The 25,494-nt window shown below is 72.0% G+C and carries 27 protein-coding genes; 21 read left to right on the top strand and 6 right to left on the bottom strand.

What is annotated here, in order from left to right:
• Window positions 1–3: 3 nt before the first annotated feature.
• The gene (locus tag ACIBQ6_RS38735) at window positions 4–990 is read right to left on the bottom strand and encodes a heme A synthase (RefSeq protein WP_397218173.1); all 987 of its coding nucleotides are present in this window, start codon (window positions 988–990) and stop codon (window positions 4–6) included.
• 117 nt (window positions 991–1,107) lie between these two features.
• Between ACIBQ6_RS38735 and ACIBQ6_RS38730 the strand changes: the two genes are divergently transcribed.
• From ACIBQ6_RS38730 to ACIBQ6_RS38720, 3 genes are read left to right on the top strand one after another with little or no spacing between them, the layout of a single operon-like run.
• A complete protein-coding gene (locus ACIBQ6_RS38730) occupies window positions 1,108–2,160 on the top strand; it encodes a proline racemase family protein (RefSeq protein ID WP_397218171.1) in 1,053 nt (350 codons plus the stop codon).
• Window positions 2,157–3,215 (top strand): ornithine cyclodeaminase family protein, encoded by a 1,059-nt coding sequence (locus ACIBQ6_RS38725; RefSeq protein WP_397218169.1) that lies wholly within the window; start codon window positions 2,157–2,159, stop codon window positions 3,213–3,215. Before ACIBQ6_RS38730 ends, ACIBQ6_RS38725 begins: the two co-directional genes overlap by 4 nt.
• Before the next feature lie 12 nt (window positions 3,216–3,227).
• Window positions 3,228–3,896 (top strand): GntR family transcriptional regulator, encoded by a 669-nt coding sequence (locus ACIBQ6_RS38720; RefSeq protein WP_352364390.1) that lies wholly within the window; start codon window positions 3,228–3,230, stop codon window positions 3,894–3,896.
• Between the two features lie 268 nt (window positions 3,897–4,164).
• Here the strand turns inward: ACIBQ6_RS38720 and ACIBQ6_RS38715 are convergent, their stop codons facing one another.
• The 3 genes from ACIBQ6_RS38715 to ACIBQ6_RS38705 all read right to left on the bottom strand — a co-directional run bounded on the left by ACIBQ6_RS38715 (window position 4,165) and on the right by ACIBQ6_RS38705 (window position 6,906).
• A complete protein-coding gene (locus ACIBQ6_RS38715) occupies window positions 4,165–5,082 on the bottom strand; it encodes an EamA family transporter (protein ID WP_352328758.1) in 918 nt (305 codons plus the stop codon).
• A gap of 148 nt (window positions 5,083–5,230) precedes the next feature.
• Window positions 5,231–6,001, bottom strand: a complete 771-nt coding sequence (locus ACIBQ6_RS38710; protein ID WP_397218167.1) for an ABC transporter permease — start codon at window positions 5,999–6,001, stop codon at window positions 5,231–5,233.
• Window positions 5,998–6,906 carry an ABC transporter ATP-binding protein gene (locus ACIBQ6_RS38705; RefSeq protein ID WP_397218165.1) on the bottom strand — a complete coding sequence of 303 codons (909 nt, stop codon included), beginning with the start codon at window positions 6,904–6,906 and terminating at the stop codon, window positions 5,998–6,000. Before ACIBQ6_RS38705 ends, ACIBQ6_RS38710 begins: the two co-directional genes overlap by 4 nt.
• 156 nt (window positions 6,907–7,062) lie before the next feature.
• On the opposite strand from ACIBQ6_RS38705, the gene ACIBQ6_RS38700 reads away from it, so the two are divergent.
• The 11 genes from ACIBQ6_RS38700 to ACIBQ6_RS38650 all read left to right on the top strand — a co-directional run bounded on the left by ACIBQ6_RS38700 (window position 7,063) and on the right by ACIBQ6_RS38650 (window position 17,825).
• On the top strand, window positions 7,063–7,839 hold the full coding sequence (locus tag ACIBQ6_RS38700) for a VOC family protein (protein ID WP_397218163.1): 777 nt from the start codon (window positions 7,063–7,065) through the stop codon (window positions 7,837–7,839).
• Window positions 7,840–7,932: 93 nt separating this feature from the next.
• Window positions 7,933–9,168, top strand: a complete 1,236-nt coding sequence (locus ACIBQ6_RS38695; RefSeq protein ID WP_358300132.1) for a multidrug effflux MFS transporter — start codon at window positions 7,933–7,935, stop codon at window positions 9,166–9,168.
• A 91-nt stretch (window positions 9,169–9,259) separates the two neighbouring features.
• A complete protein-coding gene (locus tag ACIBQ6_RS38690; protein WP_358300130.1) occupies window positions 9,260–9,958 on the top strand; it encodes a metalloregulator ArsR/SmtB family transcription factor in 699 nt (232 codons plus the stop codon).
• Window positions 9,955–11,367: a Fe-S cluster assembly protein SufB gene (gene sufB, locus ACIBQ6_RS38685; protein WP_352364380.1), complete on the top strand. Its 1,413-nt coding sequence runs from the start codon at window positions 9,955–9,957 to the stop codon at window positions 11,365–11,367. Before ACIBQ6_RS38690 ends, sufB begins: the two co-directional genes overlap by 4 nt.
• On the top strand, window positions 11,367–12,488 hold the full coding sequence (sufD, locus tag ACIBQ6_RS38680) for a Fe-S cluster assembly protein SufD (protein ID WP_397218161.1): 1,122 nt from the start codon (window positions 11,367–11,369) through the stop codon (window positions 12,486–12,488). Before sufB ends, sufD begins: the two co-directional genes overlap by 1 nt.
• Window positions 12,485–12,802 carry a non-heme iron oxygenase ferredoxin subunit gene (locus tag ACIBQ6_RS38675; RefSeq protein ID WP_352325535.1) on the top strand — a complete coding sequence of 106 codons (318 nt, stop codon included), beginning with the start codon at window positions 12,485–12,487 and terminating at the stop codon, window positions 12,800–12,802. The genes sufD and ACIBQ6_RS38675 overlap by 4 nt, the downstream gene beginning before the upstream one ends.
• A gap of 2 nt (window positions 12,803–12,804) precedes the next feature.
• Window positions 12,805–13,551 carry a Fe-S cluster assembly ATPase SufC gene (gene sufC, locus ACIBQ6_RS38670; RefSeq protein WP_352325533.1) on the top strand — a complete coding sequence of 249 codons (747 nt, stop codon included), beginning with the start codon at window positions 12,805–12,807 and terminating at the stop codon, window positions 13,549–13,551.
• Window positions 13,548–14,804: a cysteine desulfurase gene (locus tag ACIBQ6_RS38665; RefSeq protein ID WP_397218159.1), complete on the top strand. Its 1,257-nt coding sequence runs from the start codon at window positions 13,548–13,550 to the stop codon at window positions 14,802–14,804. The genes sufC and ACIBQ6_RS38665 overlap by 4 nt, the downstream gene beginning before the upstream one ends.
• A gap of 2 nt (window positions 14,805–14,806) precedes the next feature.
• Entirely contained in the window at window positions 14,807–15,244 is a 438-nt protein-coding gene (sufU, locus tag ACIBQ6_RS38660) for a Fe-S cluster assembly sulfur transfer protein SufU (protein ID WP_352325531.1), read from the top strand.
• Window positions 15,241–15,600: a metal-sulfur cluster assembly factor gene (locus ACIBQ6_RS38655; protein WP_352325530.1), complete on the top strand. Its 360-nt coding sequence runs from the start codon at window positions 15,241–15,243 to the stop codon at window positions 15,598–15,600. Before sufU ends, ACIBQ6_RS38655 begins: the two co-directional genes overlap by 4 nt.
• Window positions 15,601–15,908: 308 nt before the next feature.
• Window positions 15,909–17,825 (top strand): DEAD/DEAH box helicase, encoded by a 1,917-nt coding sequence (locus ACIBQ6_RS38650; protein WP_397218157.1) that lies wholly within the window; start codon window positions 15,909–15,911, stop codon window positions 17,823–17,825.
• Between the two features lie 93 nt (window positions 17,826–17,918).
• Here the strand turns inward: ACIBQ6_RS38650 and ACIBQ6_RS38645 are convergent, their stop codons facing one another.
• Entirely contained in the window at window positions 17,919–18,941 is a 1,023-nt protein-coding gene (locus ACIBQ6_RS38645; protein ID WP_358300115.1) for an aminotransferase class V-fold PLP-dependent enzyme, read from the bottom strand.
• 150 nt (window positions 18,942–19,091) lie between these two features.
• On the opposite strand from ACIBQ6_RS38645, the gene ACIBQ6_RS38640 reads away from it, so the two are divergent.
• The 6 genes from ACIBQ6_RS38640 to ACIBQ6_RS38615 all read left to right on the top strand — a co-directional run bounded on the left by ACIBQ6_RS38640 (window position 19,092) and on the right by ACIBQ6_RS38615 (window position 23,680).
• Window positions 19,092–19,355: a phosphoribosyl-ATP diphosphatase gene (locus ACIBQ6_RS38640; protein WP_189652386.1), complete on the top strand. Its 264-nt coding sequence runs from the start codon at window positions 19,092–19,094 to the stop codon at window positions 19,353–19,355.
• 58 nt (window positions 19,356–19,413) lie between these two features.
• Entirely contained in the window at window positions 19,414–20,259 is an 846-nt protein-coding gene (hisG, locus tag ACIBQ6_RS38635; protein WP_352325534.1) for an ATP phosphoribosyltransferase, read from the top strand.
• Between the two features lie 70 nt (window positions 20,260–20,329).
• The gene (locus ACIBQ6_RS38630; RefSeq protein WP_397218155.1) at window positions 20,330–21,214 is read left to right on the top strand and encodes an ABC transporter ATP-binding protein; all 885 of its coding nucleotides are present in this window, start codon (window positions 20,330–20,332) and stop codon (window positions 21,212–21,214) included.
• A complete protein-coding gene (locus ACIBQ6_RS38625; protein ID WP_358300109.1) occupies window positions 21,214–21,948 on the top strand; it encodes an ABC transporter permease in 735 nt (244 codons plus the stop codon). The genes ACIBQ6_RS38630 and ACIBQ6_RS38625 overlap by 1 nt, the downstream gene beginning before the upstream one ends.
• Window positions 21,945–23,078: a sensor histidine kinase gene (locus tag ACIBQ6_RS38620; RefSeq protein ID WP_397218153.1), complete on the top strand. Its 1,134-nt coding sequence runs from the start codon at window positions 21,945–21,947 to the stop codon at window positions 23,076–23,078. Before ACIBQ6_RS38625 ends, ACIBQ6_RS38620 begins: the two co-directional genes overlap by 4 nt.
• Window positions 23,075–23,680, top strand: coding sequence for a response regulator transcription factor (locus ACIBQ6_RS38615; RefSeq protein ID WP_358300103.1), 606 nt, complete (start codon window positions 23,075–23,077; stop codon window positions 23,678–23,680). The genes ACIBQ6_RS38620 and ACIBQ6_RS38615 overlap by 4 nt, the downstream gene beginning before the upstream one ends.
• Window positions 23,681–23,687: 7 nt before the next feature.
• Here ACIBQ6_RS38615 and ACIBQ6_RS38610 read toward each other — a convergent pair whose 3' ends face one another.
• Complete coding sequence (locus ACIBQ6_RS38610; RefSeq protein ID WP_358300100.1) at window positions 23,688–24,713, bottom strand: EAL domain-containing protein; 1,026 nt, start codon at window positions 24,711–24,713, stop codon at window positions 23,688–23,690.
• Window positions 24,714–24,832: 119 nt separating this feature from the next.
• On the opposite strand from ACIBQ6_RS38610, the gene ACIBQ6_RS38605 reads away from it, so the two are divergent.
• On the top strand, window positions 24,833–25,486 hold the full coding sequence (locus ACIBQ6_RS38605; RefSeq protein WP_397218150.1) for an acVLRF1 family peptidyl-tRNA hydrolase: 654 nt from the start codon (window positions 24,833–24,835) through the stop codon (window positions 25,484–25,486).
• The last annotated feature ends 8 nt before the right edge of the window (window positions 25,487–25,494 follow it).

The following is a 25,494-nucleotide window of genomic DNA, read 5'->3' as shown; positions in this document are numbered from 1 at the left end:
CGGTCAGACGGGAGCGGGCGCTTCCGTGTGAGCGGCGGCGGCCGGGGCCTCCAGCGGGCCTCTGGCGCGCAGCGAGGTGACCACCCGCAGCGCGGCGATCCACACCAGTGAGGCGCCGAGCACGTGCAGCAGCACCAGCGCGGCCGGCACGGCCAGGAAGTACTGGGTGTAGCCGATCACGCCCTGGCCCAGCTCCACGACGAACAGCCCGAGCGCGGCCCGCCTGGCGGCCCGGGGCGCGCCGGTCACGCGCAGCGCGAACAGCAGCGCGAACGTCAGGCCGACGACGACGTAGACGATGTCGGCGTGCAGCCGGGCCACGGTCTCGATGTCGAAGCCGAAGCGGGAGGCGATGACGTCGCCCGAGTGCGGGCCCGTGCCGCTGACCACCACGCCCGCCACCAGCAGCACCGCCGTGGCGGCGAGCAGCGCGTGGCCGAGCCGCCGGACGTCGCGGTGGGCGATCCCGGCGGCCGGGCCGTCGCCCTCGCCGGCACGGGCGTAGAGCATCCAGCAGGCGGCGATCAGCGCCATGGAGATCAGGAAGTGCATGCCGACCGTGAACGGGCTGAGCGCGGTCCTGACCACCAGCCCGCCCCACAGGGCCTGGGCCAGCACGCCCGCCGGCTGCAGCAGCGCCAGACGCACCAGCGGCCGCCTGCGCGGGACCAGGCGCAGCGCCGCGACGACGCACGCCGCGCCCACCGCCAGCACCAGGAACGTCAGCAGCCGGTTGCCGAACTCGATGAGCATCGTGAGCATCGACATCTCGGGGTGGGCGACGGGCACGAAGCTGTCGGGCGTGCACCTCGGCCAGGTCGGGCAGCCGAGCCCGGAACCGGTCACCCGCACGCCCGCGCCGGTCACCGCGATGCCCGCGTTGGCCACCACGGAGGCCAGTGCCCAGCCGCGCATCGAGCGCGCGGTCGGCGCCCAGAACGAGCGCAGGGCGCGGACCAGAACGTTGGGGCGGCTGGTGGATTCCTTCACGTCAACGATGGTACGGGCCCAGTGGGACGGTCCCGTCAGAGGCTTCTCCGGAACGTGACAATGTGACATGTTACTCCTTGGCGGCTTTCCCGACCCGGTCCGGAGGGGCTTCGAACTGTGATCACAACTGTCGACTACCACACGGGCGGTGAGCCGTTCCGGATCGTCACCGGAGGCGTCCCCGGCATCCCCGGGGCGGACGTGCTCACCCGGCGGGAGAACGCGCCCGCCCACGCCGACCACGTCAGGCGGCTGCTGTGCCACGAGCCGCGCGGGCACGCCGACATGTACGGCTGCTTCCTCGTGCCGCCCGACGACGCCGGGGCGCATCTCGGCGCGCTCTTCTGGCACAAGGACGGCTTCTCCACCGCCTGCGGGCACGGCACGATCGCCCTGGGGGCCTACGCGGTGCAGGAGGGGCTGGTCGAGGCCGACCCCGACGGGGAGACCGACGTGGTGGTGGACGTGCCGTCGGGGCGGGTCAGGGCGCGGGTGCGGTGCTCGGGCGGGCGGGTGGCGGGGGTGACGTTCGTGAGCGTCCCGTCGTACGTGATCGCGCGGGACGTGGCCGTCGCTGGAACGAAGGTTGATATTTCGTACGGCGGGGCGATTTATGCGTCTATTTCGGCGGGGGAGTTGGGGCTGTCCGTCGAGCCCCGCCACCTGACCGCCCTCGTCGGGCACGCCCGCCGCATCAAGACCGCCCTGGCCGGCCACCCCGCCACCCGCCACCCGCGCGACGACCGCCTGTCCGGCGTCTACGGCGTCATCTTCTACGACGACCTGCCGGGCGACGCCGTGTCGGACGGCGGGTCGGCAGGTGGTCCGGCGGGTGGCGAGCTGCCGGATGGCGGGTCGCCCGGCGGCGGGTCGCCGAGGGCTGATGGGAGTGTCCGGCAGCGCAACGTCACCGTCTTCGCCGACGGCGAGGTGGACCGGTCGCCGTGCGGGTCGGGCACCGCCGCCAGGATGGCGCTGCTGCACGACGCCGGCCTGCGCGGCACCCTGGTGCACGAGAGCGTCGTCGGGTCCGTCTTCCGGGCGCGGGTGGCCGCGGTGACGGCCGAGGGGATCGTGCCGGAGATCGAGGGCATGGCCTACCGCACCGGCCGGCACGTCTTCGAGCTCGATCCCGACGACCCGATCGGAACGGGGTTCACGCTGCGATGAGCGCTCTTCCCTACATCGACGGGCCCGTGCTGGAGCGGCTGGTGCCGGTCGGCCGCGCGGTGGCCGTCCTCGAACAGGCCCTGCGCGACGGGCTCGACCCCGAGCTGACGCCCCGGCGGCCCACCGTGGACCTGCCGGCCGGGCAGCTCCTGCTCATGCCCGCCGCCGCCGGCCGCTACGCCGGGGTCAAGGCCGTCACCGTCACGCCCGACAACCCCGGGCGCGGGCTGCCCCGCATCCAGGGGACGTACCTGCTGCTGGACGGCCCGACCCTGGCCCCGCTCGCCGCCCTGGACGGCATCGCCCTCACGTCCCTGCGCACGCCCGCCGTCTCCGCCCTGGCCGTCGCCCACCTGGCCGAGCCGGACGCGCGCCGCCTGGTGGTGTTCGGCAGCGGGCCGCAGGCGTACGGGCACGTCCTGGCCCTGCGCGAGGTGCGGCCCGTCGAGCACGTCACGGTCGTGGGCCGCGACCCCGCCCGCGCCGCCGCCCTGGCCGCCCGCTGCCGCGCCCTGGGCCTGACCGCCGAATCCCTGACAGCCGAATCGCTGACAGCCGAATCCCTGGCCGCCGAAGCCCCCACCGCCGAAGCCCCCACCGCCGAAGCCCCCACCGCCGAAGCCCCCACCGCCGAAGCCCCCACCGCCGAAGCCGCGGCGGTGCCCTGCGCGGTGGCCGACGCGATCCGGGCCGCCGACCTCGTCGCCTGCTGCACCACGGCCGCGCAGCCGCTGTTCCCCGGTAAGCTCGCCCGGGACGGCGTCACCGTGGTCGCGGTCGGGTCGCACGAGCCCGGCGTCCGCGAGCTCGACGGCGACCTCGTCGCCCGCGCCACCGTGGTCGTCGAGGCCAGATCGGCCGCCCTGGAGGAAGCCGGCGACGTGATCATCCCGATCCGCCACGGTACGATCACCTCTGGTCATCTCGCCGGGAACCTCGCCGAGCTGATCGCCGGGAGGGTGGTGGCCGGTCCCGGCCCGCGGGTGTTCAAGAGCACGGGCATGGCGTGGCAGGACCTGGTGGTCGCCGCGGCCGCGTACGAGGCGTGGAAGTAGGAGGGAAGGCGGATGGCTGCCGAGGACCGGCTCGACCTGCCGATGGTGGGGGAGCGGCAGAGTCTGCGCGAGCAGGTCGCGCACGCGCTGCGGGCCGCGCTGATCACCGGGGAGATGCGGCCAGGGGTGGTCTACTCCGCGCCCGTGCTCGCCGCGCAGTTCGGCGTCTCGGCCACGCCGGTCCGCGAGGCCATGCTCGACCTGGCCAAGGAGGGCCTGGTCGAGGCCGTGCGCAACAAGGGCTTCCGGGTGACCGAGCTGTCCGACCGCGACCTCGACGAGCTGACCCAGATCCGTGAGCTGATCGAGGTGCCCACCGTCTCGCGGCTGGCCGACAGCGCCCGCGCCGAGGAGTTCGAACGGCTGCGCCCGATCGCCGAGGAGATCGTCTCGGCCGCCGACCGGGCCGACCTGCTCGCCTACATCGACGCCGACCTGCGCTTCCACCTGGAGCTGCTGGCTCTGGCGGGCAACGTCCACCTGGTGGAGGTGGTGCGCGACCTGCGCAACCGGGCCCGGCTCTACGGTCTGTCGCAGCTGGCCGAGCGCGGCTCGCTGACCGACTCCGCCAGGGAGCACCTGGCCATGCTCGACGCGCTCAAGAGCGGTGACGGCAAGGCGGTCGGCCACCTGATGGGCGAGCACATCGGCCACGTCCGGGGGATCTGGGCCGAGCACTGACGCCTGCCGCGTTTCTTTACCGTCCGAATTAAGAGGGTTTGTCCGTTTTGAGGTAATGTGTTGGTGAAAGCTTTCACGAACTGATCTTCCTGAGAGCCTCACAAGCCCGGTCACGCGGACGCCCGCGTCCGCTGACCTTCACCGGGCTCGGCGACCCGCCCACCTCAAGCCGAGCCCTCCGCCGCGCGCCCGAGAGATCCCCATCCCCGCGGGCGCGCGGCGGCACCTCCTCGGTACTCCCTGCCGCCCGGTCATCAGCGCCCGGTCATCAGCGCCCGGTCATCCTGGTCGAGCCGAGGCTGGCGGCCACGACGCACACGATCGCCGCCCACTGCTGCACGTGCAGGACCTCGCCCAGCACCAGCACGCCCGCCAGCGCCGCCACGGCCGGCTCCAGGCTCATCAGAATGCCGAACACGTGCTTGGGCATGCGCCGCAGCGCGTGGAGCTCCAGCGAGTACGGGATCACCGACGACAGCAGCCCCACGCCCAGCCCGATCAGCAGCAGCGACGGCTGCAGCAGGTCGGCGCCGCCGGTCGTGACGCCCACCGGCGCGATCACCAGGGTCGAGACGATCATCGCGAACGACAGCCCGGTGGTGCCGGGGAAACGCCGTCCGGCCGCCGCGGACAGCAGGATGTAGGCCGCCCAGCACGCGCCCGCCACCAGGGCGAACCCGATGCCGAGCCACCAGGCCGCCGACGCCTGCTGCCCCCAGGGCGCCAGCAGCGCCACGCCGAGGCCGGCCAGGCCGATCCAGGCCAGGTCGAGCCTGCGCCGGGAGGCGGCCACGGCCACGCCCAGCGGGCCGAGGAACTCGATCGCCACCGCGACGCCCATCGGCAGCCGCGACAGGGCCTCGTAGTACGACAGGTTCATCAGCGCGAGCGTAAGGCCGAACCCGGCCCCGACCGCCCAGTCGCGCCACCCCAGCCCCCGCAGCTTCGGCCTGGCCACCGCGGCCATGATCAGGCCGCCCGCCGCGATGCGCAGGAACACCACGGCGCTCGGCGGCAGGACGGCGAACAGGTTCTTGGCGAACGCGGCGCCGAGCTGCACCGAGACGATGGACAGCAGGACCAGCGACGAGGGCGGGATCGAGTCCGCGGCCTGGCGCAGCAGGCGGCCAGGCCGGGGCAGCGCCGGGCGGCGATCGAAGGGATCGTCGAGGGCGAAGTCGGTCACGGAACTCCTCGCGCGGAAGGTGGGGCGGTCGTCCAGAGCGTACTGACCTCGGACGACATCTCCGCACGCGGGGTGGCGCGCCCCCTCACCCCCAGCGGAACAGCCTCACCCCAAGCGGAACAGCCTCATCCCCAGCGGAACAGCCGCCTCACTCCCAGCGGAACAGCCGCGAGACCAGCGCCAGGGTCAGCACGGCCCAGCCGGCCAGGACGAGCGCCGGCCCCAGCGGCAGTGCCGCTCCCTGGGCGAGCACCGCGCGCAGGCCGCCGGTCAGCGCCGAGATCGGCAGCAGCTCCAGGACCGGCCGCGCGCCCTCGGGGAACTTCGACAGCGGGAAGATCACCCCGCCCGCCCCCAGCAGCACCAGGTAGACCAGGTTGGCCGCGGCCAGCGTCGCCTCGGCCCGCAGCGTGCCCGCCATGAGCAGGCCGAGGCCGCTGAAGGCCGCCGTGCCCAGCACGACCAGCACCGCGGCGGCCAGGAACGACCCGTGGGGCCGCCAGCCCAGCGCCAGCCCCACGGCCACGATCACGGCCGCCTGGATGACCTCCACGGCCACCACCGCGGCCGTCTTGGCCAGCATGAGCCCGGCCCTGGACAGCGGGGTCGCGCCCAGCCGCTTGAGCACGCCGTAGCGGCGCTCGAAGCCGGTGCCGATGGCCTGCCCGGTGAAGGCCGTGGACATGACGGCCAGGGCCAGCACGCCCGGCACGAGGAAGTCGACCCGCCGGCCGCCCCCGACGTCGACCAGCGGCGCCAGCGAGAAGCCGACCAGCAGCAGCACCGGGATGATCAGGGTGAGCAGGAGCTGCTCGCCGTTGCGCAGCATCGTGCGGACCTCCGAGCCGGCCTGCGCGAGCACCATGCGCGGGAACGGCGCGGCGCCCGGGGCGGGCGAGAGGTCGAGCACGGGGGTCATCGCAGCTCCCTGCCGGTCAGTTCGAGGAAGACGTCTTCGAGGGTACGGCGCTCGATGCGCAGATCGTCGGCCGTGACGCCCTCCGTCGCGCACCAGGCCGTGACGGTGGCCAGCAGCTCGGGCCCCACCTGGCCCTCGATGATGTAGTGGCCGGCCGGCGACTCCTTGGCCGCGCTGCCCACCGGGAGCGCGTTGAGCAGCTCCTCCAGCGTGAGCCCCGGCCTGGCCCTGAACCTGAGCTGCCGCTCGGCCCCGGTCAGCGAGGCCGGGCTGCCCTCGGCCACCACGCGCCCCCTGTCGATGATCACGACGTGGTCGGCCAGCCGCTCGGCCTCCTCCATGTGGTGGGTGGTCAGCACCACCGACACCCCGGCGCCGCGCAGCTCGCCGACCAGGTCCCAGCAGGCGTGCCGGGCCTGCGGGTCGAGCCCGGCGGTCGGCTCGTCGAGGAACACCAGCTCCGGCCTGCCGATCACGGCCGCGGCCAGCGACAGCCGCTGCTGCTGCCCGCCCGACAGCCGCCGGTAGGGGGTGCGCGCGTGCTCGGCCAGCCCGAGCCGGGTCAGCAGCGCGCCGGGATCGTGCGGACGGGCGTAGAAGCGCGCGACCACGCGCAGCCACTCGGCGCAGCGCATCGCCGGCGGCACGCCGCCCGCCTGGAGCATCACCCCGACGCGCGGCCGCAGCTCGGGCAGCGTGGGCGACAGGCCGAGCACCCGAACCGTGCCGGAGTCGGCCTTGCGGAACCCCTCGCAGATCTCGACCGTGGACGTCTTGCCCGCGCCGTTGGGCCCGAGGACGGCGGTGACCGCGCCGCGGCCGGCCCGCAGGGTGAGGCCGTCGAGGGCGGTCCGGCCGCCGTAGCGTTTGACCAGGTCGACGATCTCGACGGCTGGGGAATCCATGGCCACGAGTTTAGGGACTGCGCCGGGCGGTCCGGCCCCCAGGTACGCGCCCGGCGAACGCCCGCCGGGCGGCCCTGCCCGGAAATGGACGGCTCTTGACCGGACCGTTCCCCGGAAAGACGTGAGAACCGGGGGAAGGACGGCGATGAGCTCCACATGTCGCGACGCAGTGCATACGACCCAGGAGTTCCGTGCTGGGTGGACCTGGCCAGCACCGACGTCCCAGGCTCGGTCCGGTTCTACGGGGATCTGTTCGGCTGGCGGGCCGACATGGTCGACGACCCGGCGGCCGGCGGCTACGGGATGTTCGTCCACGAGGGCAGCAAGGTCGCCGGGATCGGCCCCGTCCGCGACGGCGGCTCCGCCTCGCTCTGGAACACCTACGTCGCCACCGACGACGCCGCCGCGCTGGCCGGCCGGATCAGGGACGCCGGCGGCACGGTCGTGGCGGAGCCCATGGCGGTCTTCGACGAGGGCACCATGGTCGCCCTGCGGGCCCCCGACGGCTCCTACGCCGGCGCCTGGCAGGCGGCCGCCCACGCGGGGGCGGAGCTGGTCAACGAGCCCGGCGCGTTCTGCTGGAACGAGCTGTGCACCCGGGACGCGCCGGCCGCCGAGCGCTTCTACTCGGCGGTCTTCGGCTGGACGTCCCGCACGTCCGACCTGGGCGGCATGGCCTACACCGAGTGGGTGGCGGGGGAGGCGGCCGTCGCGGGGATGATCCCGATGCCCGACGAGGCCCCGGCGGAGCTGCCGTCGTTCTGGCTGACCTACTTCGCGGTCGCCGACCTCGACGCGGCCCTGCACGCCGCCGCCGACGCGGGCGCCGACGTGCTCACCGGCGTGACCGAGGCGCCGCCCGGCCGGTTCGCGCAGCCCATCGACCCGCAGGGCGCGGCGTTCGGAGTCATCCAGCTCAACGAAACGTCATGAAATATCTGATAACCGGGAATTAGGAGGACCGAATCCCGGTTGGATCCCTCGGCCCTCGTGGGTCATCGGCCTGCGAGGGGAAGGGGTTCACGCATGTCCGTGGCAGAAGCCGCGTCCGCCGCCATTGGGAGCAAGGGCGAGACCAAGGGCGGGAGGCGGGGGCTGCTGCTGGTCATCCTGGGCGCGCTGTCGGCGATCGGCCCGCTGTCCATCGACATGTACCTGCCCGCCCTGCCCGCCATCACCGAGGAGATGCTCAGCGCTCCCGCGCAGGTCCAGCTCACCCTCACCGCCTGTCTGATCGGCGTCTCCGTCGGCCAGGTCGTCGCCGGTCCCGTCAGCGACGTGCGCGGGCGGCGCGTCCCGCTGATCGTGGGCGTGTCGGGGTTCATGGTGGCCTCGCTGCTGTGCGCGTTCGCGCCGTCGGTGCCCGTGCTGATCGTCCTGCGGCTGCTGCAGGGCATTCTGGGCGGGGCGGCGCTGGTCATCGTGCGCGCGGTCGTCCGCGACCTGTACGACGGCGCCGCCATCGCCCGCATCTTCGCCACGCTCATGCTGGTCAGCGGCCTGGCGCCGATCCTCGCCCCCATCGCCGGGGCCCAGCTGCTCGCCTTCACCTCCTGGCGCGGCGTGTTCGTGGCGCTCAGCGTCGCCGGGCTCGTGCTGCTGCTGGCCGTGCTGCCGGGGGTGCGCGAGACGCTGCCCGCCGACCGGCGCGAGAGCGGCGGGCTGGGGCACACCGTGCGCACCTTCTGGCAGCTCCTGCGCGACCGCGCGTTCATGGGCTGCGCGCTCACCGCCGGGCTGGCCTTCGCGGCGATGTTCGGCTACATCTCCGGCTCGCCGTTCGTGCTGCAGCAGGTCTACGGCGCCACCCCGCAGCAGTACTCGCTCATCTTCGGGCTCAACGCGCTCGGCCTGACCGCGATGGCCCAGCTCGGCGGCCGCCTGTCGGGCCGCGTGGAGCCCGCCCGCCTGGTCGTCATCGGGCTGGTCACCGGCCTGGTGGGCGCCGGGTTGCTGCTGGCCGCCGCGCTCACCGGGCTCGGCCTGGCCGGCATCGTGGCGGGCCTGTTCGTCATCATGCTGGGTCAGGGGCTCGTCCTGCCCGGCACCGGCGCGCTCGCGCTGGCCGGGCAGCCCGCCCAGATCGCCGGCAGCGCCTCGGCGCTGCTCGGCGTGCTGCAGTTCGCGCTGGGCGCGCTGGCGGCCCCGCTGGTCGGCCTGGCGGGCGAGGGCACGGCCGTGCCGATGGCCTGCGTGATGCTCGGCCTCATCATCTGCTCCACGCTCGCGTTCGCGATCCTGGGACGCCGAAAGGTTAGGTAAGCCTTACCTGCGTGAGCAATTCCATTGGTGGCCTGCTCCGATTCGTTTGTGCAGCGGGAAGGAATTACGGCACACTGATGTTGTGAAAAACATGCCCACGATCGAGCCCGGTAGCGAGCGCGGCACCCGCGCGCGTGTCGCCAGGCTGATTCTTGAGCATGGTCCCGTGACGGCCGCCTCGCTCGGCGAGCGGCTGGGGCTGACGCCCGCCGCGGTGCGCAGGCACCTCGACGCGTTGCTGGCCGAGGGAATGATAGAGCCTCGCACGGTCAGGCCGCGCGGTCAGCGCGGGCGCGGACGGCCCGCCAAGCTGTTCGCCATCACCGACGCGGGGCGCAGTGCTTTCGAGCACGCCTATGACGACCTCGCCGGGAGCGCACTCCGCTTCCTGGCCGAGCGCATGGGACGAGAAGCCGTGACCGACTTCGCCCGCTCGCAGGTGTCGAGCCTGCTGACGCGGCTGGAGCCGGTCATGCGGACGGTGCCGGCGGACCAGCGCGTACAGGTGCTGGCGCAGGCGCTGTCGGCAGAGGGGTACGCCGCCTCGGCCAGCAAGGCCAAGTCGGGCGGCGACCAGCTCTGCCAGCACCACTGCCCGGTGGCTCACGCGGCCGCGGAGTTCCCGCAGCTCTGCGAGGCCGAGACGGAGGCGTTCGCGCAACTGCTCGGCACCCCGGTGCAGCGCCTGGCCACGATCGCGCACGGCGACGGGGTCTGCACGACCCACGTGAGCCCCAAGTCGCTGGCTGAATCCGCACACAGAGACAAGAGCAAGGAGACCGGAAGGTGACTGTCACCGACCGCCCGGAGCTGGAAGGCCTCGGGAATTACAAGTTCGGCTGGGCCGACCCGGATGCCGCGGGCGCGGCGGCCAAGCGTGGCCTGTCCGAGGAGGTCGTCCGCAACATCTCCGCGCTCAAGAACGAGCCGGAGTGGATGCTCGACCTTCGCCTGAAGGGCCTCCGCCTGTTCGCCAAGAAGCCGCTGCCCACCTGGGGCTCCGACCTCACCGGCATCGACTTCGACAACATCAAGTACTTCGTGCGCTCGACCGAGAAGCAGGCCGCTTCCTGGGACGAGCTGCCCGCCGACATCAAGAACACCTACGACAAGCTCGGCATCCCCGAGGCGGAGAAGCAGCGCCTCATCGCCGGCGTCGCGGCCCAGTACGAGTCGGAGGTCGTCTACCACAAGATCCGTGAGGACCTTGAGGAGAAGGGCGTCATCTTCGTCGACACCGACACGGGCCTGAAGGAGCACGAGGAGCTCTTCAAGGAGTACTTCGGCTCGGTGATCCCGGTCGGCGACAACAAGTTCGCCGCGCTCAACACCGCCGTGTGGTCCGGTGGCTCGTTCATCTACGTGCCGCCGAACGTCGAGGTCGAGATCCCGCTGCAGGCCTACTTCCGGATCAACACCGAGAACATGGGCCAGTTCGAGCGGACCCTGATCGTCGTGGACGAGAACTCCTACGTCCACTACGTCGAGGGCTGCACCGCGCCGATCTACTCCTCCGACTCGCTGCACAGCGCGGTCGTCGAGATCATCGTGAAGAAGAACGCCCGCTGCCGTTACACGACCATCCAGAACTGGTCGAACAACGTCTACAACCTGGTCACCAAGCGCGCCGTCGCCTACGAGGGCGCGACCATGGAGTGGATCGACGGCAACATCGGCTCCAAGGTCACGATGAAGTACCCGGCCGTCTACCTGATGGGCGAGCACGCCAAGGGCGAGACGCTGAGCGTCGCCTTCGCCGGCGAGGGCCAGCACCAGGACGCCGGCTCCAAGATGGTGCACCTGGCGCCCAACACCAGCTCCAGCGTCATCTCCAAGTCGGTGGCGCGCGGCGGCGGCCGCACCTCCTACCGCGGTCTCGTGCAGATCGAGGAGGGCGCCCACGGCAGCGCCAGCACCGTCAAGTGCGACGCGCTCCTGGTCGACCAGATCAGCCGCTCCGACACCTACCCGTACGTCGACGTGCGCGAGGACGACGTCTCGATGGGCCACGAGGCCACGGTCTCCAAGGTCAGCGAGGACCAGCTCTTCTACCTCATGAGCCGCGGGCTCGGCGAGGACGAGGCGATGGCGATGATCGTGCGCGGCTTCGTCGAGCCGATCGCCCGCGAGCTGCCCATGGAATACGCGCTCGAGCTCAACCGGCTGATCGAGCTGCAGATGGAAGGAGCCGTCGGCTGATGGGCCTGAACGAGAAGCCCCTGTCGACCCTGCACGAGAAGGCGTCCTACGACCTGGGCGACTTCGAGGTCCCGACCGGGCGCGAGGAGTCGTGGCGCTTCACGCCGCTGTCCCGCCTGAAGGGCCTGCACAACGGCAAGGCCGACCCCGTGGGCCATGTGCGCCTCGACGTCGAGGCCGCGCCCGAGGTCGTCGTCGAGACGGTCGGGCGCGACGACGCCCGCGTCGGCAAGGCGTTCACGCCCACCGACCGGGTCAGCGCGCAGGCGTGGAACGGCTTCGAGAAGGCGACCGTGATCACGGTGCCGCGCGAGGCCGTCACGTCGAAGCCGACCGTGCTCACCCTGACCGGTGAGGGCGACGGCGCCGCCTACGGCCACATCGTGGTCAAGGTGGAGCCGATGGCCGAGGCCGTGGTCGTGCTCGACCACAAGGGCAGCGCCGTCTACGCCGACAACATCGAGTTCGTCGTCGGCGACGGCGCCAACCTCAAGGTCGTCAGCCTCCAGGACTGGGACGACGACGCCGTGCACGTCTCCCACCACCACGCCCAGCTCGCCAAGGACGCGACCTTCCGCAGCTTCGTGGTGACCCTCGGCGGCGACCTGGTCCGGCTCTCGCCCAGCGTGGCCTACACCGCGCCCGGCGGCGACGCCGACATGTCCGGCGTCTACTTCGTCGACGCCGGCCAGCACCTGGAGCACCGCCTCCTGGTCGACCACTCCCAGCCCAACTGCAAGAGCAACGTCGACTACCGCGGCGCGCTGCAGGGGCAGGACGCGCACGCCGTCTGGATCGGCGACGTGATCATCAGGGTCGAGGCCGAGGGCACCGACACCTACGAGCTCAACCGCAACCTCATCCTCACCGACGGCGCCCGCGCCGACTCGGTACCCAACCTGGAGATCCTCACCGGCGAGGTCGCCGGAGCCGGGCACGCCTCGGCCTCGGGCCGCCTCGACGACGAGCACATCTTCTACCTCCAGGCCCGCGGCATCCCCTACGACGAGGCCCGCCGCCTGGTCATCAGGGGCTTCCTCGGCCAGCTCATCGAGAAGATCCAGATCGAGGAGATCCGCGACCGCGTGCTGGCCGCGGTGGAGGCGGAGCTCGCGCGATGAGTTTCGAGAAGGTCTGCCAGGTCGCCGACATCCCCGACGGCGGCGTCATCGGCGTCGAGGTCGGGGAGACCCCGGTGGCGCTGGTGCGCAAGGGCGCCGACGTCTTCGCCCTGCACGACGTCTGCTCGCACGCCGAGGTGAAGCTCAGCGAGGGCGAGGTCTACGACGGCACGCTGGAGTGCTGGCTGCACGGCTCGTGCTTCGACGTGCGCTCCGGCAAGCCCACCGGCCCGCCCGCCACCAAGCCCGTGAACGTCTACACAGTCAAGATCGACGGCGACGACGTCCTCGTCTCGCTCTCGAAGGAGTCATAAACGTGTCCACCCTAGAGATCCGTGACCTCAAGGTCGCCGTCGAGGACAAGGAAATCCTGCGCGGCGTCAACCTGACGGTGAAGTCCGGCGAGACGCACGCCATCATGGGCCCCAACGGCTCGGGCAAGTCCACCCTCGCCTACGCGATCGCCGGTCACCCCAAGTACACGATCACCGGCGGCCAGGTGCTGCTCGACGGCGTCGACCTGCTGGAGCTGTCGGTCGACGAGCGGGCCCGCGCCGGCCTGTTCCTCGCCATGCAGTACCCGGTCGAGGTCCCCGGCGTGTCGGTGTCGAACTTCCTGCGCTCGGCCGTCACCTCGGTCCGCGGCGAGGCGCCCAAGCTGCGCGAGTTCGCCAAGGACCTCAAGGCCGGCATGGACGCGCTGTCCATCGACGCCGCCTTCGCCCAGCGCAACCTCAACGAGGGCTTCTCCGGCGGTGAGAAGAAGCGCCACGAGATCCTCCAGCTGGAGCTGCTCAAGCCGAAGATCGCCGTGCTCGACGAGACCGACTCCGGCCTCGACGTCGACGCGCTGCGGGTGGTCTCCGAGGGCATCAACCGCTTCCGCTCCACGGGTGAGACCGGCGTGCTGCTGATCACCCACTACACCCGCATCCTGCGCTACGTGAAGCCCGACTTCGTGCACGTCTTCGCCGGCGGCCGGATCGTCGAGGAGGGCGGGCCGGAGCTGGCCGACAAGCTCGAGGCCGAGGGCTACGAGCAGTACACGAAGGCATCTGCATGACTTCCACCAGCTTGGACGTGGAGAAGATCAGGAAGGACTTCCCGGTCTTCTCCCGCGAGCTGCCCGACGGGCGCCCGCTCGTCTACCTCGACTCGGGCAACTCCTCGCAGAAGCCCAACCAGGTCATCGACACCATGCGCGACCACCTGGCGCTGCACTACAGCAACGTCGGACGGGCCATGCACGTGCTCGGCGCGGAGTCGACCGAGGCGTACGAGAGCGCGCGCGACAAGGTGGCGGCGTTCGTCGGGGCGGGCTCGCGCGATGAGGTGATCTTCACCAAGAACGCCTCCGAGGCCCTCAACCTCGTGGCCTACTCCTTCGGCAACCCCGCGGGCACCGACCCCCGCTTCGCCCTCGGCTCCGGCGACGAGATCGTCATCTCCGAGATGGAGCACCACTCCAACATCGTGCCGTGGCAGATGCTCGCGCAGCGCACCGGCGCCACGCTGAAGTGGTTCGGCGTCACCGACGACGGGCGGCTCGACTTCGACCCGGCCGTCGTCACCGAGCGCACGAAGATCGTCTCGATCGCCCACCAGTCGAACGTGCTCGGCACGGTCAACCCGGTCACCGCGGTGGCCGCGCGGGCGCACGAGGTCGGTGCGCTGATCATGCTCGACGCCTCGCAGTCCGTGCCGCACCACCCGGTGGACATGGCCGCGCTGGGCGCCGACTTCGTGGCCTTCACCGGTCACAAGATGGTCGGCCCTTCGGGCATCGGCGTGTTGTGGGGCCGTACCGAGCTGCTGGAGGCCATGCCGCCGTTCCTGGGCGGCGGCGAGATGATCGAGGCGGTCTGGATGGACCGCTCGACGTACGCGCCGATCCCGCACAAGTTCGAGGCCGGCACGCCGCCCATCGTCGAGGCCATCGGCCTCGGCGCGGCGGTCGACTACCTCACCGCGGTCGGCATGGACGCCATCGAGGCGCACGAGCGCTCGCTGACGGCCTACGCCCTCGACGCCCTGCGCGAGGTGCCGTCGCTGCTGCTGATCGGGCCCGACTCCCTCGACCAGCGCGGCAGCACGCTGTCGTTCACGCTGGAAGGCATACACCCCCACGATGTGGGGCAGATCCTGGACGACCAGTTCGGGGTCGCCGTCCGCGTCGGGCACCACTGCGCGCGCCCGCTGCACCTGCGGTTCGGAATACCGGCGACCACGCGGGCGTCGTTCTACCTGTACAACACCACGGGCGAGATCGACGCCCTGGTGCGCGGCCTCCATCACGTTCAGAAGGTGTTCGCATAGCCATGATCGGCGAGTCGATGTACCAGGAGCTGATCCTGGAACACTACAAGCACCCGCAGGGGCGGGGGCTGCGCGAGCCGTACGACGCCGAGGTTCACCACGTGAACCCGACGTGCGGCGACGAGATCACGCTGCGGGTCAGGGTGGGCGACGCCGGTAAGATCGAAGACGTCTCCTACGACGGCCAGGGCTGCTCGATCAGCCAGGCGGCCGCCTCCGTGCTGCACGAGCTGGCCACCGGCTCGACGGTCGAGGAGTCGCTGTCGGTGGTCGACGAGTTCACCCGGCTCATGCAGGGCCGGGGGCAGGTCGAGGCCGACGAGGAGGTGCTCGGGGACGCGGTGGCGTTCGCGGGCGTGGCCAAGTTCCCGGCGCGCGTCAAGTGCGCGCTGCTGTCGTGGATGGCCTACAAGGACGCTGTGGTGAGGAGTGCCCAATGAGCAAGCCTGTGGAGACTCCGACCGGCTTCGACGGTGACACCACTGTCGAGGAGGTCATGGAGGCGCTCAAAGACGTCGTCGACCCCGAGCTCGGCATCAACGTCGTCGACCTGGGGCTGATCTACGGGCTCAACCTCGACCCGTCCGACGCCGGTCAGCCCGTGGCCACCATCGACATGACGCTGACCAGCGCGGCCTGCCCGCTGACCGACGTCATCGAGGACCAGGCCCACTCCGCCCTGGAGGGCATGGTCTCCGACGTGAAGATCAACTGGGTCTGGCTGCCGCCGTGGGGTCCGGACAAAATCACTGACGAGGGGCGTGAGCAGCTCCGTATGCTAGGCTTCAACGTCTGATCTTTCTAGCTGTAACGGCTGGCGTTGGGCGTCAGCCGTTTCAGTGTGCCAAGGAGGGGTTTCGGAAGGTCCGTACCCAGCCAGGGAATAGCCGATACCATCCCCGGCGTTGGCACCAGGTATACACCAGACGCCTCATCTCGCGTCATCGCGCCGCCTGCGGCCGGTGCCCCGGTGTATCCCCCCTGTGAAGTCCCGCCTCGATGGCGGGCGTACTGCAACTTGTACGGCATCAGGCCGTATGTCCCGGCTCGTCCTTTCGCAGAAGTGACGCGCCACTTCGACTGAAAGGCACGAATTTCGTGACCATGCTTGACTCTGTCATGCCCGCGTTCGACGAGACCGCCCCCGAGACGGGCCCGTCGGAGTTCGAACTGCTCGGCCTTCCCAAGCCGCTCATCAGCGGTCTGGCCAAGCAGGGCATCGACAGCCCGTTCCCCATCCAGAGTGCGACGATCCCCGACGTGCTCGCCGGCCATGACGTCCTGGGCCGTGGCCAGACCGGCTCGGGCAAGACCCTGGCCTTCGGTTTGCCGACCATGGCTCGCATCGCGGGGGTGCGGCCCGCCGCCGGACACCCGCGCGCGATGATCCTTGTGCCCACCCGTGAGCTGGCCCTTCAGGTGCACGACGCGCTCGAACCGCTCGGCCGCGGCCTCGGGCTGCGGATGAAGGTCGTCGTGGGCGGCATGTCCATGGGCAAGCAGATCGAGGCACTGCGCCGCGGCGTCGACATCGTGATCGCCACCCCGGGCCGCCTGGGCGACCTGATCCGGCAGGGCGAGTGCTCGCTGGCGCAGGTCGAGGTCTCCGTCCTCGACGAGGCCGACCACATGTGCGACCTCGGCTTCTTCCCCGTCGTCACCGAGCTGCTGGCCCAGACCCCCACCGACGGGCAGCGCCTGCTGTTCTCGGCCACCCTCGACGGCGACGTCGACAAGCTGGTGCGCCGCTTCCTCAAGGACCCGATCACCCACTCCGTGGCCCCGGCGACCTCGCCGGTCGACACCATGGAGCACCACGTGATGCAGGTCACGCGGGACGACAAGTTCGACGTCACGGCCGAGATCGCCAACCGCGAGGGCCGTACGATCATCTTCGTCCGCACCCAGCACGGCGTCGACCGGCTGTGCAAGCAGCTCGCCCGGGTCGGCATCAAGGCCGGCGGCCTGCACGGCGGCAAGCGCCAGAACCAGCGCACCCGCATCCTGGCCGAGTTCCGCGAGGGCTCGATCAACGTGCTGGTCTGCACCGACGTCGCGGCCCGCGGCATCCACGTCGACAACATCAGCCTGGTGCTGCACGTCGACCCGCCGCAGGACCACAAGAGCTACCTGCACCGCGGCGGCCGTACCGCCCGCGCGGGCGAGAAGGGCACCGTCGTCACCCTGGTGCTGCCCAACGAGCGCCGCTCGACCGACGCCCTGACCAGGCGCGCCGGCATCCACCCGTTCCGGCTCAAGGCCACCCCGGGGCACCCCCGGCTGGCCGAGGTGGCCGGGGCCCGGACGCCGAGCGGCGAGGCCATCCCCGTGTGGGAGCCCGACGTCCGCAAGCCGCTGCGCCCGCGCCGTGAGGGCGGTCACGGCGGCGCCGAGCGCCGGGGCGGGCGTCGTCCGCGCCGCGAGTTCGACGGCGAGCGCCGTCCGCGCCGGCACGAGGACGGCACCTTCGCCGGCGGCGACGACCGTCGTCCGCGCCGTCACGAGGAGTCCGGTGAGGACCGTCGTCCGCGCCGGCACGCCGAGGGCGAGCGGCCGTTCGGCGGCGGGCAGCGTCCGGCCGAGCCGCGCACGTTCGGCGACGACCGCAGGCGTGGCGACCGGCCGCGCGGCGGTTTTCGCTCCGACGACCGTCCCGCCCGTCAGGACGACCGCGGCGGTTTCCGCTCCGACGACCGTCCTGCCCGTCAGGACGACCGTGGTGGTTTCCGTTCCGACGACCGCCCGGCGTTCCGCCAGGACGACCGTGGCTACCGGTCCGAGGCGCCCCGTGGCGGCGGGTACCGTGACGGCCAACGCGGCGGCGGCGGTTTCCGCTCCGACGACCGCGGCCGCTTCGGCGCCGACCGTGGCCGCCCGTTCTCGGGCGACCGTGACCGGCCCGCCCGCTCCGACGAGCGCGCCCCCCGCGACGGCTTCCGCTCCGGCGGCGGCTTCCGTTCCGAGGAGCGCGGCAACGCCGGGTTCCGCCGCAACAACGGCGGCCGCCGCTTCGAGCGCTGACGCCGACTGAACGACCGACCGCCCGTCGCACCTCCCGCAGGGGAGGGGCGGCGGGCTTCGTCGTTCCCGGACGTGCTACGAGGTCAGGACGTGCTACGAGGTCAGGACGTCAAGAGCGCGGTCGACGTCGTCGACGGTGTTGTAGACGTGGAAGCCCGCGCGGACCCGGCCGGCGCGCACCGCGGCGCGGATGCCGGCCGCCGCCAGCCGCTCGCCCGGCGCCTCGACCGACACGATCGCCGAGTCGGACGGTTCCAGCCCCAGCCCGGCCCTGAACCGGTTGGCCAGCTCGACGTCGTGCTCGTGGACGCGCTGGGCGCCGATCTCGTTGAGCAGTTCGAGCGCGGGCGCCGCGCCGACGTAGCAGAACCAGGCCGGCGACAGGTCGAAGGCGCGGGCGTCGGAGGCCAGCCGCAGCGGCGGCCCGTAGTAGGAGCCGCCCGGATCGTCGCCGGCGTACCAGTTGGCCGCCAGCGGCCGCATCAGGGAGCGCACCCGGGGCGACAGGTAGCCGAACGCGGCCCCGCGCGGCGCCATGAGCCACTTGTAGGCCGCGCACGCCAGCACGTCGATCCCGTCGGCCACCGACACCGGCAACCACCCGCACGCCTGGGAGCCGTCGGCGATGACCAGCGCGTCGTGGGCGCGGGCGGCGGCGACGACGTCGTGCAGCGGCGTCACGTAGCCGGTCGCCGACTGCACGAGGCTGAAGGCGACGGCGTCGGTCCGGCCCGTGACGGCGTCGGCCAGGCGCTCGGCGGGCACGGTCTCGACCTCGGCCGCCACCGCCCACGGGAACAGGTTGCTGGTGAACTCGATCTCCGGCACCAGCACCCGCGCCCCCGGCGGCAGCGCGGTCGCCACCGTGGACATGATCTGCGACACCGTCGAGCCGACCGTCACGTCGGCCGGCTCGGCGCCGACCAGGTGGGCGAAGGCCGTGCGGGCCCGGCCGACCGAGGCGTCCCAGGGCGCCCAGTCGCCGCTGCCGTGCCGCCACTCGGTGAGCACGGCCTGCAGTTCCTCGAAGGCCGGGCGGGGCGGAAGGCCGTACGAAGGGGTGTTGAGCCAGCCCGGGTCGGCGTCCCAGAGCTTGCCCACGGTCGCGATGTCCATGACCACCAGCCTAGAACGGCCCTCCGGAGATCAAGCGGCGCCCGGACGACGGGCAGGAAGCGGACGTCTCGCGTGGCGGACTCCGGGCGGCGTCACCGTCGCGCGCAGACTAGGCTTGTCAGGCACGCCAACCGACCGACGAGAGAGACCATGAAGACCTTCGAAGAGCTGTTCGCCGAGCTGTCAGACAAGGCGCGTACCAGGCCCGCGGGCTCGGGCACCGTGGCCGCGCTCGACGCCGGCGTGCATGCCATCGGCAAGAAGGTCGTCGAGGAGGCCGCCGAGAGCTGGATGGCCGCCGAGCACGAGTCGAACGACAGGGCGGCGGAGGAGATCTCCCAGCTCCTCTACCACGTGCAGGTGCTCATGATCGCCAAGGGCATCGGGCTCGACGAGGTGTACAAGCATCTCTAGGGCGCCTCGCGCCCGCCCCGGCGTCCCATCGACCATGAGTGAGGAAGAAGACCCGAACATGCTGCGTCTGGCCGTACCGAACAAGGGCGCGCTCAGCGAAGCCGCCCAGAACATGCTCAAGGAGGCCGGCTACCGGTCCCGCAGGGACAGCAAGGAGCTCGTCGTCGTCGACGAGGACAACGGCTGCGAGCTGTTCTTCCTGCGTCCCCGCGACATCGCCGTCTACGTCGGGGAGGGCACCCTCGACCTCGGCATCACCGGCCGCGACATGCTGATCGACTCCGGCGCGCCGGTCGAGGAGATCATGCCGCTCGGCTTCGGCGGCTCCACCTTCCGCCTGGCCGCCAAGGCGGGCACGATGTCGTCGGTAAAAGACCTCGACGGGCAGCGCATCGCCACCTCCTACGCGGGGCTGCTCGACAAGTACCTGTCCGACCAGGGCGTCGACGCCCGCGTGATCAAGCTTGACGGCGCCGTCGAGACCGCGATCCGGCTCGGCGTGGCCGACGCGGTCGCCGACGTCGTGGAGACCGGCACCACGCTGCGCAACGTCGGCCTGGAGGTGTTCGGTGAGCCGATCATGCGCTCGGAGGGCGTGCTGATCAAGCGGCAGAGCGCGCCGGAGACGCCGGGCATGGGCCAGCTCGTCCGCCGCCTGCAGGGCGTCGTGCACGCCCGCGACTTCGTCATGATGGACTACGACATCCGCGCCGAGCGCATCGAGGAGGCCATCGCCCTCACGCCCGGCATGGAGGGGCCCACGGTCTCGCCGCTCCACCGCGAGGGCTGGGTCGCCGTCCGGGCCATGGTCCGGCGCAAGGGCCACCAGCAGGTGATGGACCAGCTCTGGGACATCGGCGCGCGGGCCATCCTGGTCACCGACATCTACGCCTGCCGCCTCTGACAAATGTCACCGTCAACCCCGGAAGGATCACACTAACGGGGGAAAAGCCGCGCCCGTAGCGTTTGCTGACATGAACGCCATCGTGTTCGACCAGGTCAGCAAGCGCTACGGGGACGTGCTTGCCGTCGACGACCTCTCGCTCGCCATCGAGCCGGGCAAGACCGTGGCCCTGCTCGGGCCCAACGGCGCGGGCAAGTCCACCTCGATCAACATGCTGCTCGGCCTGCTCCGCCCCACCAGCGGCACGATCACCATCCACGGCCGCACGCCCGACCACGCGGTGCGCTCCGGCGAGCTGGGCGCGATGCTCCAGAACGGCGCCCTCATCCCCGAGCTGTCGGTCAAGGAGCTCATCGACCTCGTCCGCCGGCTCTACCCCAACCCGCTGCCGCTGGCCGAGATCCTGAAGCTGGCCGACCTGTCGGACCTGGTCAAGCGGCGCGCGAACAAGCTGTCCGGCGGCCAGACGCAGCGCGTCAGGTTCGCCCTGGCCATCGCGGGCGCGCCGAAGATCCTGCTGCTCGACGAGCCGACCGCGGCCATGGACGTGGAGTCCAGGCTGCGGTTCTGGGCCAGCATGCACGACTACGCCGCCGGCGGCAGGACCGTGCTGTTCGCCACCCACTACCTGGAGGAGGCCGACGAGCACTCCGACCGGGTGATCGTCATCGCCCGCGGCCGGCTGGCCGCCGACGGCACCGCCGCCGAGATCAAGGCCGGCGTGGGCGGGCAGGTCGTCCGCTTCACGCTGGGCGACCAGCCCGCGGCCGGGCTCGACCGGCTGCCCGGCGTCACCGCCGTCGAGGTCGCGGCCGGCACCGCCACGCTGCACACCTCCGACCCCGACGCGACCGTGGCCGCCCTGTTCCGGGGCACCGAGCTCGACGTCCGGGGCCTCCAGCTCACCGGCGCCGACCTCGAAGACGCCTTCCTCGCGCTCACCAGGGAGTCCTGATGCTGTTCTACGCCAAGACCGAGGCGATGCGCATGCTGCGCAACCGGCGCTACATCATCTTCGTGGTCATCTTCCCGGTCGTGCTGTACCTGATCAACGCCAACATCTACGGCAAGCAGACCGACGGCGCCGGGGTGAGCTACAGCGTCGTGCTGATGGTCTCCATGGCCGCCTACGGGGCGCTGGCCTCGTCGATGATGAGCTCGGCGGTGCCGTGGGCGACCGAACGGCAGTCCGGCTGGCTGCGCCAGCTCCAGATCACCCCGCTGCCCAACTGGATGATCATCGCCACCAAGCTCGGCACCGCCATGCTGCTCGTGCTGCCCTCGCTGCTGCTGGTGGCCGTCGTCGGGGTCGTTCAGCAGGGCGTGTCGATGCCGGTCGGCCGGTGGGTGCCGCTGCTGCTGGCCATGTGGCTGGGGACGATCCCGTTCATCGCGCTGGGCCTGGCGATCGGGTCGCTGCTGACGGCCGACGCCGCGCAGCCGGCCGCGATGATCTGCATGTTCGTCCTGGCCATCGCGGGCGGGCTGTGGTTCCCGCCCGAGGTGTTCGGCGACACCATGCGGACCGTGGCCGACATCATGCCCTCCTACCACTACGCGAGCCTCGGCTGGAGCATCGTCGCCGGGAACGGCGTCGCGCTGACCGACGTGCTGGTGGTCGGCGGATGGGCGGTCGTCCTGGGCGGGGCTGCCGCCTACCTGTACCGCCGGGCTACTGTTCGGGCATGAGTTTCGCCGACAAGCTGCACTTCGGTGACGGGCGGCCGTCGCCCAGGCGGCGGCTGCTCGGGATGTCCGTCGGCATGGTCTATCTCGTCTTCCCGATCGCCGAGATCGTCGCGGGCGGCGTCACGGGCGCCCGGGCGATCTGGGGGGCCGTGGCGCTGGTCGCGTTCATCGGCTGCTTCGCCGGCACGGTGATCAGCGCCAAGAGCTTCCACGAGCGCTCGCGCGCCACCTTCCCCCTGCTCGGGGTGACCGCGATGATCGCGGTGGTCAGCGCGTTCGCCTTCGGCGGCGCCTGGCTCACGCTGCCGGTCTACACGGTCGTGCTCTACGGGTTCACCCTCCCGCCCGCCTGGGCGCTGGCCGGGGTGGGCGTGAACCTGGCGGTGGTGGTGGCGGCCGGGGTGCTGACCGGCGACGAGTTCGCCGGCGTCGTCGTCCTGGGGCTGCAGGTCGTCACGCTGGGCGTGTTGTTCATCAGCATCCGCAACAGCCGGGTGCTGACGCTGAGGCTGCACGAGGCGCAGGGCGAGGTGGCCAGGCTGGCGGCCACGGAGGAGCGCCTGCGCATCGCCCGCGACCTGCACGACCTGCTGGGCCACAGCCTGTCGCTGATCGTGCTCAAGAGCGAGCTGGCCGGGCGGCTGGCCGAGGAGTCGCCGCAGGTGCGGCAGGAGATCGCCGACATCGAGTCCGTGGCCAGGCAGGCGCTGGTGGAGGTGCGCGAGGCGGTCACCGGCTACCGGCAGCGCAGCCTGTCGGAGGAGATCGACGGCGCCCGATCGGTGCTGCGGGCGGCGGGCGTGCGGGCCGAGGTGCGGGTGTCCGGCACGCCGCTGCCCGACCTGCTCGACGGGCTGTTCGGCTGGGCGGTGCGCGAGGGCGTCACCAACGTCGTACGGCACGCGCGGGCCGCCCGTTGCGAGATCCAGGTGACGTGCGACGGCGAACACGCCACCCTGGAGATCATGGACGACGGACGCGGCGGCGAGCCGCAGGGCACCGGCAGCGGGCTCAGCGGCCTGCGCGAACGGGTGACGGGCGCGGGCGGCACCATGGAGGCCGGCGGCGCGCCCAAGGGCGGGTTCCGGCTGCGGGTGCTGGTGCCGGTCAGAGTGGGGACGGCCGCGTGATCCGGGTGATGCTGGCCGAGGACCAGGGCATGATCCGCGGTGCGCTGGCCTCGCTGCTCGGCCTGGAGCCCGACATCGAGGTGGTCGGCGAGGCGGCCGACGGGAACGAGGCCGTCGCCGTCGCGGTCGCCGCGACCCCCGACATCGCGCTGCTCGACATCGAGATGCCCGGCAAGGACGGCCTGACCGCCGCCGCCGAGATCGCCGCCCGGGTGCCGGGCTGCCGGGTGATGATCCTGACCACGTTCGGGCGGCCCGGCTACCTGCGCACCGCGATGGAGGCGGGGGCGGTGGCGTTCCTGGTCAAGGACAGCCCGGCCAAGGATCTCGCGGCGGCCATCCGCCGGGTGCAGGCGGGGGAGCGGGTCATCGACCCGGGGCTGGCCGCGGCGGCGCTGAGCGCGGGGCCCAACCCGCTGTCGGCGCGCGAGCGCGACGTGCTGGCCGCCGCCGCCGACGGCTCCACGATCGGGGACATCGCCCGCCGCCTGCACCTGTCGGAGGGCACGGTGCGCAACTACCTGTCCTCGGCCATCCAGAAGACGCACGCGCGCAACCGCATCGAGGCCGTGCGGCGGGCCAAGGCCCAGGGCTGGGTCTAGCCGGGTCTCAGGTCCGCATGGCGGCGATCTGGCGGATCAGGTCCGACACCCGGACGATGCCCAGGCAGCGGTTGAGTTCGTCGGTGACCACCAGGTCGTCGTAGATGCGGGCCGCGTCCCGGCCGGCGGCCTGCATGGCGGCGATGGCCGGGGTCGTCCTCGGGACCGTGCGCGGCGGGTCGGCCAGGCGCTGGGCGGGCTTGGCGCCGTGCAGGGCGTGCCCGTACCGGGCGGCGAAGGACAGCAGGAAGCGGCTGCGGTCGAGGCTGCCCTTGGGGCGCTGGTACTCGTCCACCAGGATCACGCTGGTGATCGTGGGCTCGTGCCCGAACGCCGCCACGACCTCCTCCGCCTTGGCCCCGGCCGGCAGCGTCACCGCCGGGACCAGCAGCTCCTGCACGCGCGGGCCGAGCATCAGCGTGTCCGGCGACTCGTCGGCCACCGGGAGCGGCACCCGGATCTTGCCGTCGGGGCCGGGCGCCAGCAGCGGGCCGTGGGCCAGGCGCACGCCCAGGCCGCGGGCCACCGCCACCTGCCCCTCGCGCTCGACGCCAGGGGCCAGCACGTGCGCGCCGATCCCGCGGGCCAGCGTCACCACCGCGCGCGCCACCGCCGCCGCCCGGTGGTCGCCGGGCAACCTGGTCACCAGCTCCTCGTCCAGTGCCAGCAGGTACGGCGCGGAGTCGGTGACGACGTCCAGCGCCGGGCCGCCCGCGCCGACGTCGGCGAAGCCCAGCAGGTAGCCGATCGTGCGCAGCCCGTCGAGGCTGACCTTCAGCAGGCGGCGGTCCTGCTCCTGGCACGTTCCGGTGAGCATCAGGATCGCCTCACGAGGATGCCTGCCCGCCCGCCGCAGGGCCTCGTGGAGCGGCGCCAGCGCCCCGGCGCCCGAGAGCACCACGTGCAGGGGCAGTGGCAGCACCATGGGCAGCGGAGCCGCCCGGAGAACGCCCGCCGGGTCGACGACGGCGGGCTGCGCGATGACGGCCCCGTTGTCGAGATCCACTACAGGGCTGGTGAGCAGGGAGGACACGTTCAGATGATCCGACCGGCACGGTTTCGGCAGAAGCCCCCCGAAACGAAGTTCACCGACATTTCCGCTATAGTTCCCCCCTTCTCGTGAAGGGAATGTCGTTCGGTTACCCTTCCCGCATGAGCGCGCGTCCGGCCAGAGGCGGCGGCCGCTGGGTCACGGTGCCGCCCGAGCGCGTGCACCCCTGGATCGACGGGTTCGCCGGCCGCCACGGCCCCTTCGAGGCCGCCGGCGACGACCGCGTGGTCCGCCTGACCGCCGCCGACGGCGCGCTGGCCGAGCTGCACGTGCCGTTCCCGCCCATGACCCCCGGCCCGCCGCACGTGACCAGGCTGGCCGCGCACGCGCAGGCCGCGCGGCGGGTGGGCGTGCTGCTGGTCCGGCTCGGCGGGTACGCGGCCGGCGTGTTCCACGGCGCCGAGCTGCTGGACTCCAAGGTCGGCTCCCGGCTGGTGCAGGGACGTACGGCGGCCGGCGGGTGGTCGCAGCAGCGCTTCGCCAGGAGGCGGCAGAAACAGGCGGCCCAGGCCTTCGACAGCGCGGCGGAGACGGCGGCGCGGGTGCTCGTGCCGCGGCTCGGCGAGCTGGAGGCGGTGGTGCTCGGCGGCGACCGGCGGGCGGTCGACGCGCTGCGCGGCGACCGGCGGCTCGCGCCGGTGTTCGCTCTGGAGAGCGAGCCGTTCCTGGTGGTGCCCGACCCGAGGCTCGCGGTCCTGCGCGACGCGCCCGCCCGGTTCCGGGCCGTCCGGATCCGGGTGGTCGACCCGTCCTGAGCCCTGAG

Source organism: Nonomuraea sp. NPDC049655 (assembly GCF_044465465.1).
GTDB lineage: Bacteria > Actinomycetota > Actinomycetes > Streptosporangiales > Streptosporangiaceae > Nonomuraea.
This window is presented reverse-complemented; position numbering and strand designations above follow the sequence as displayed.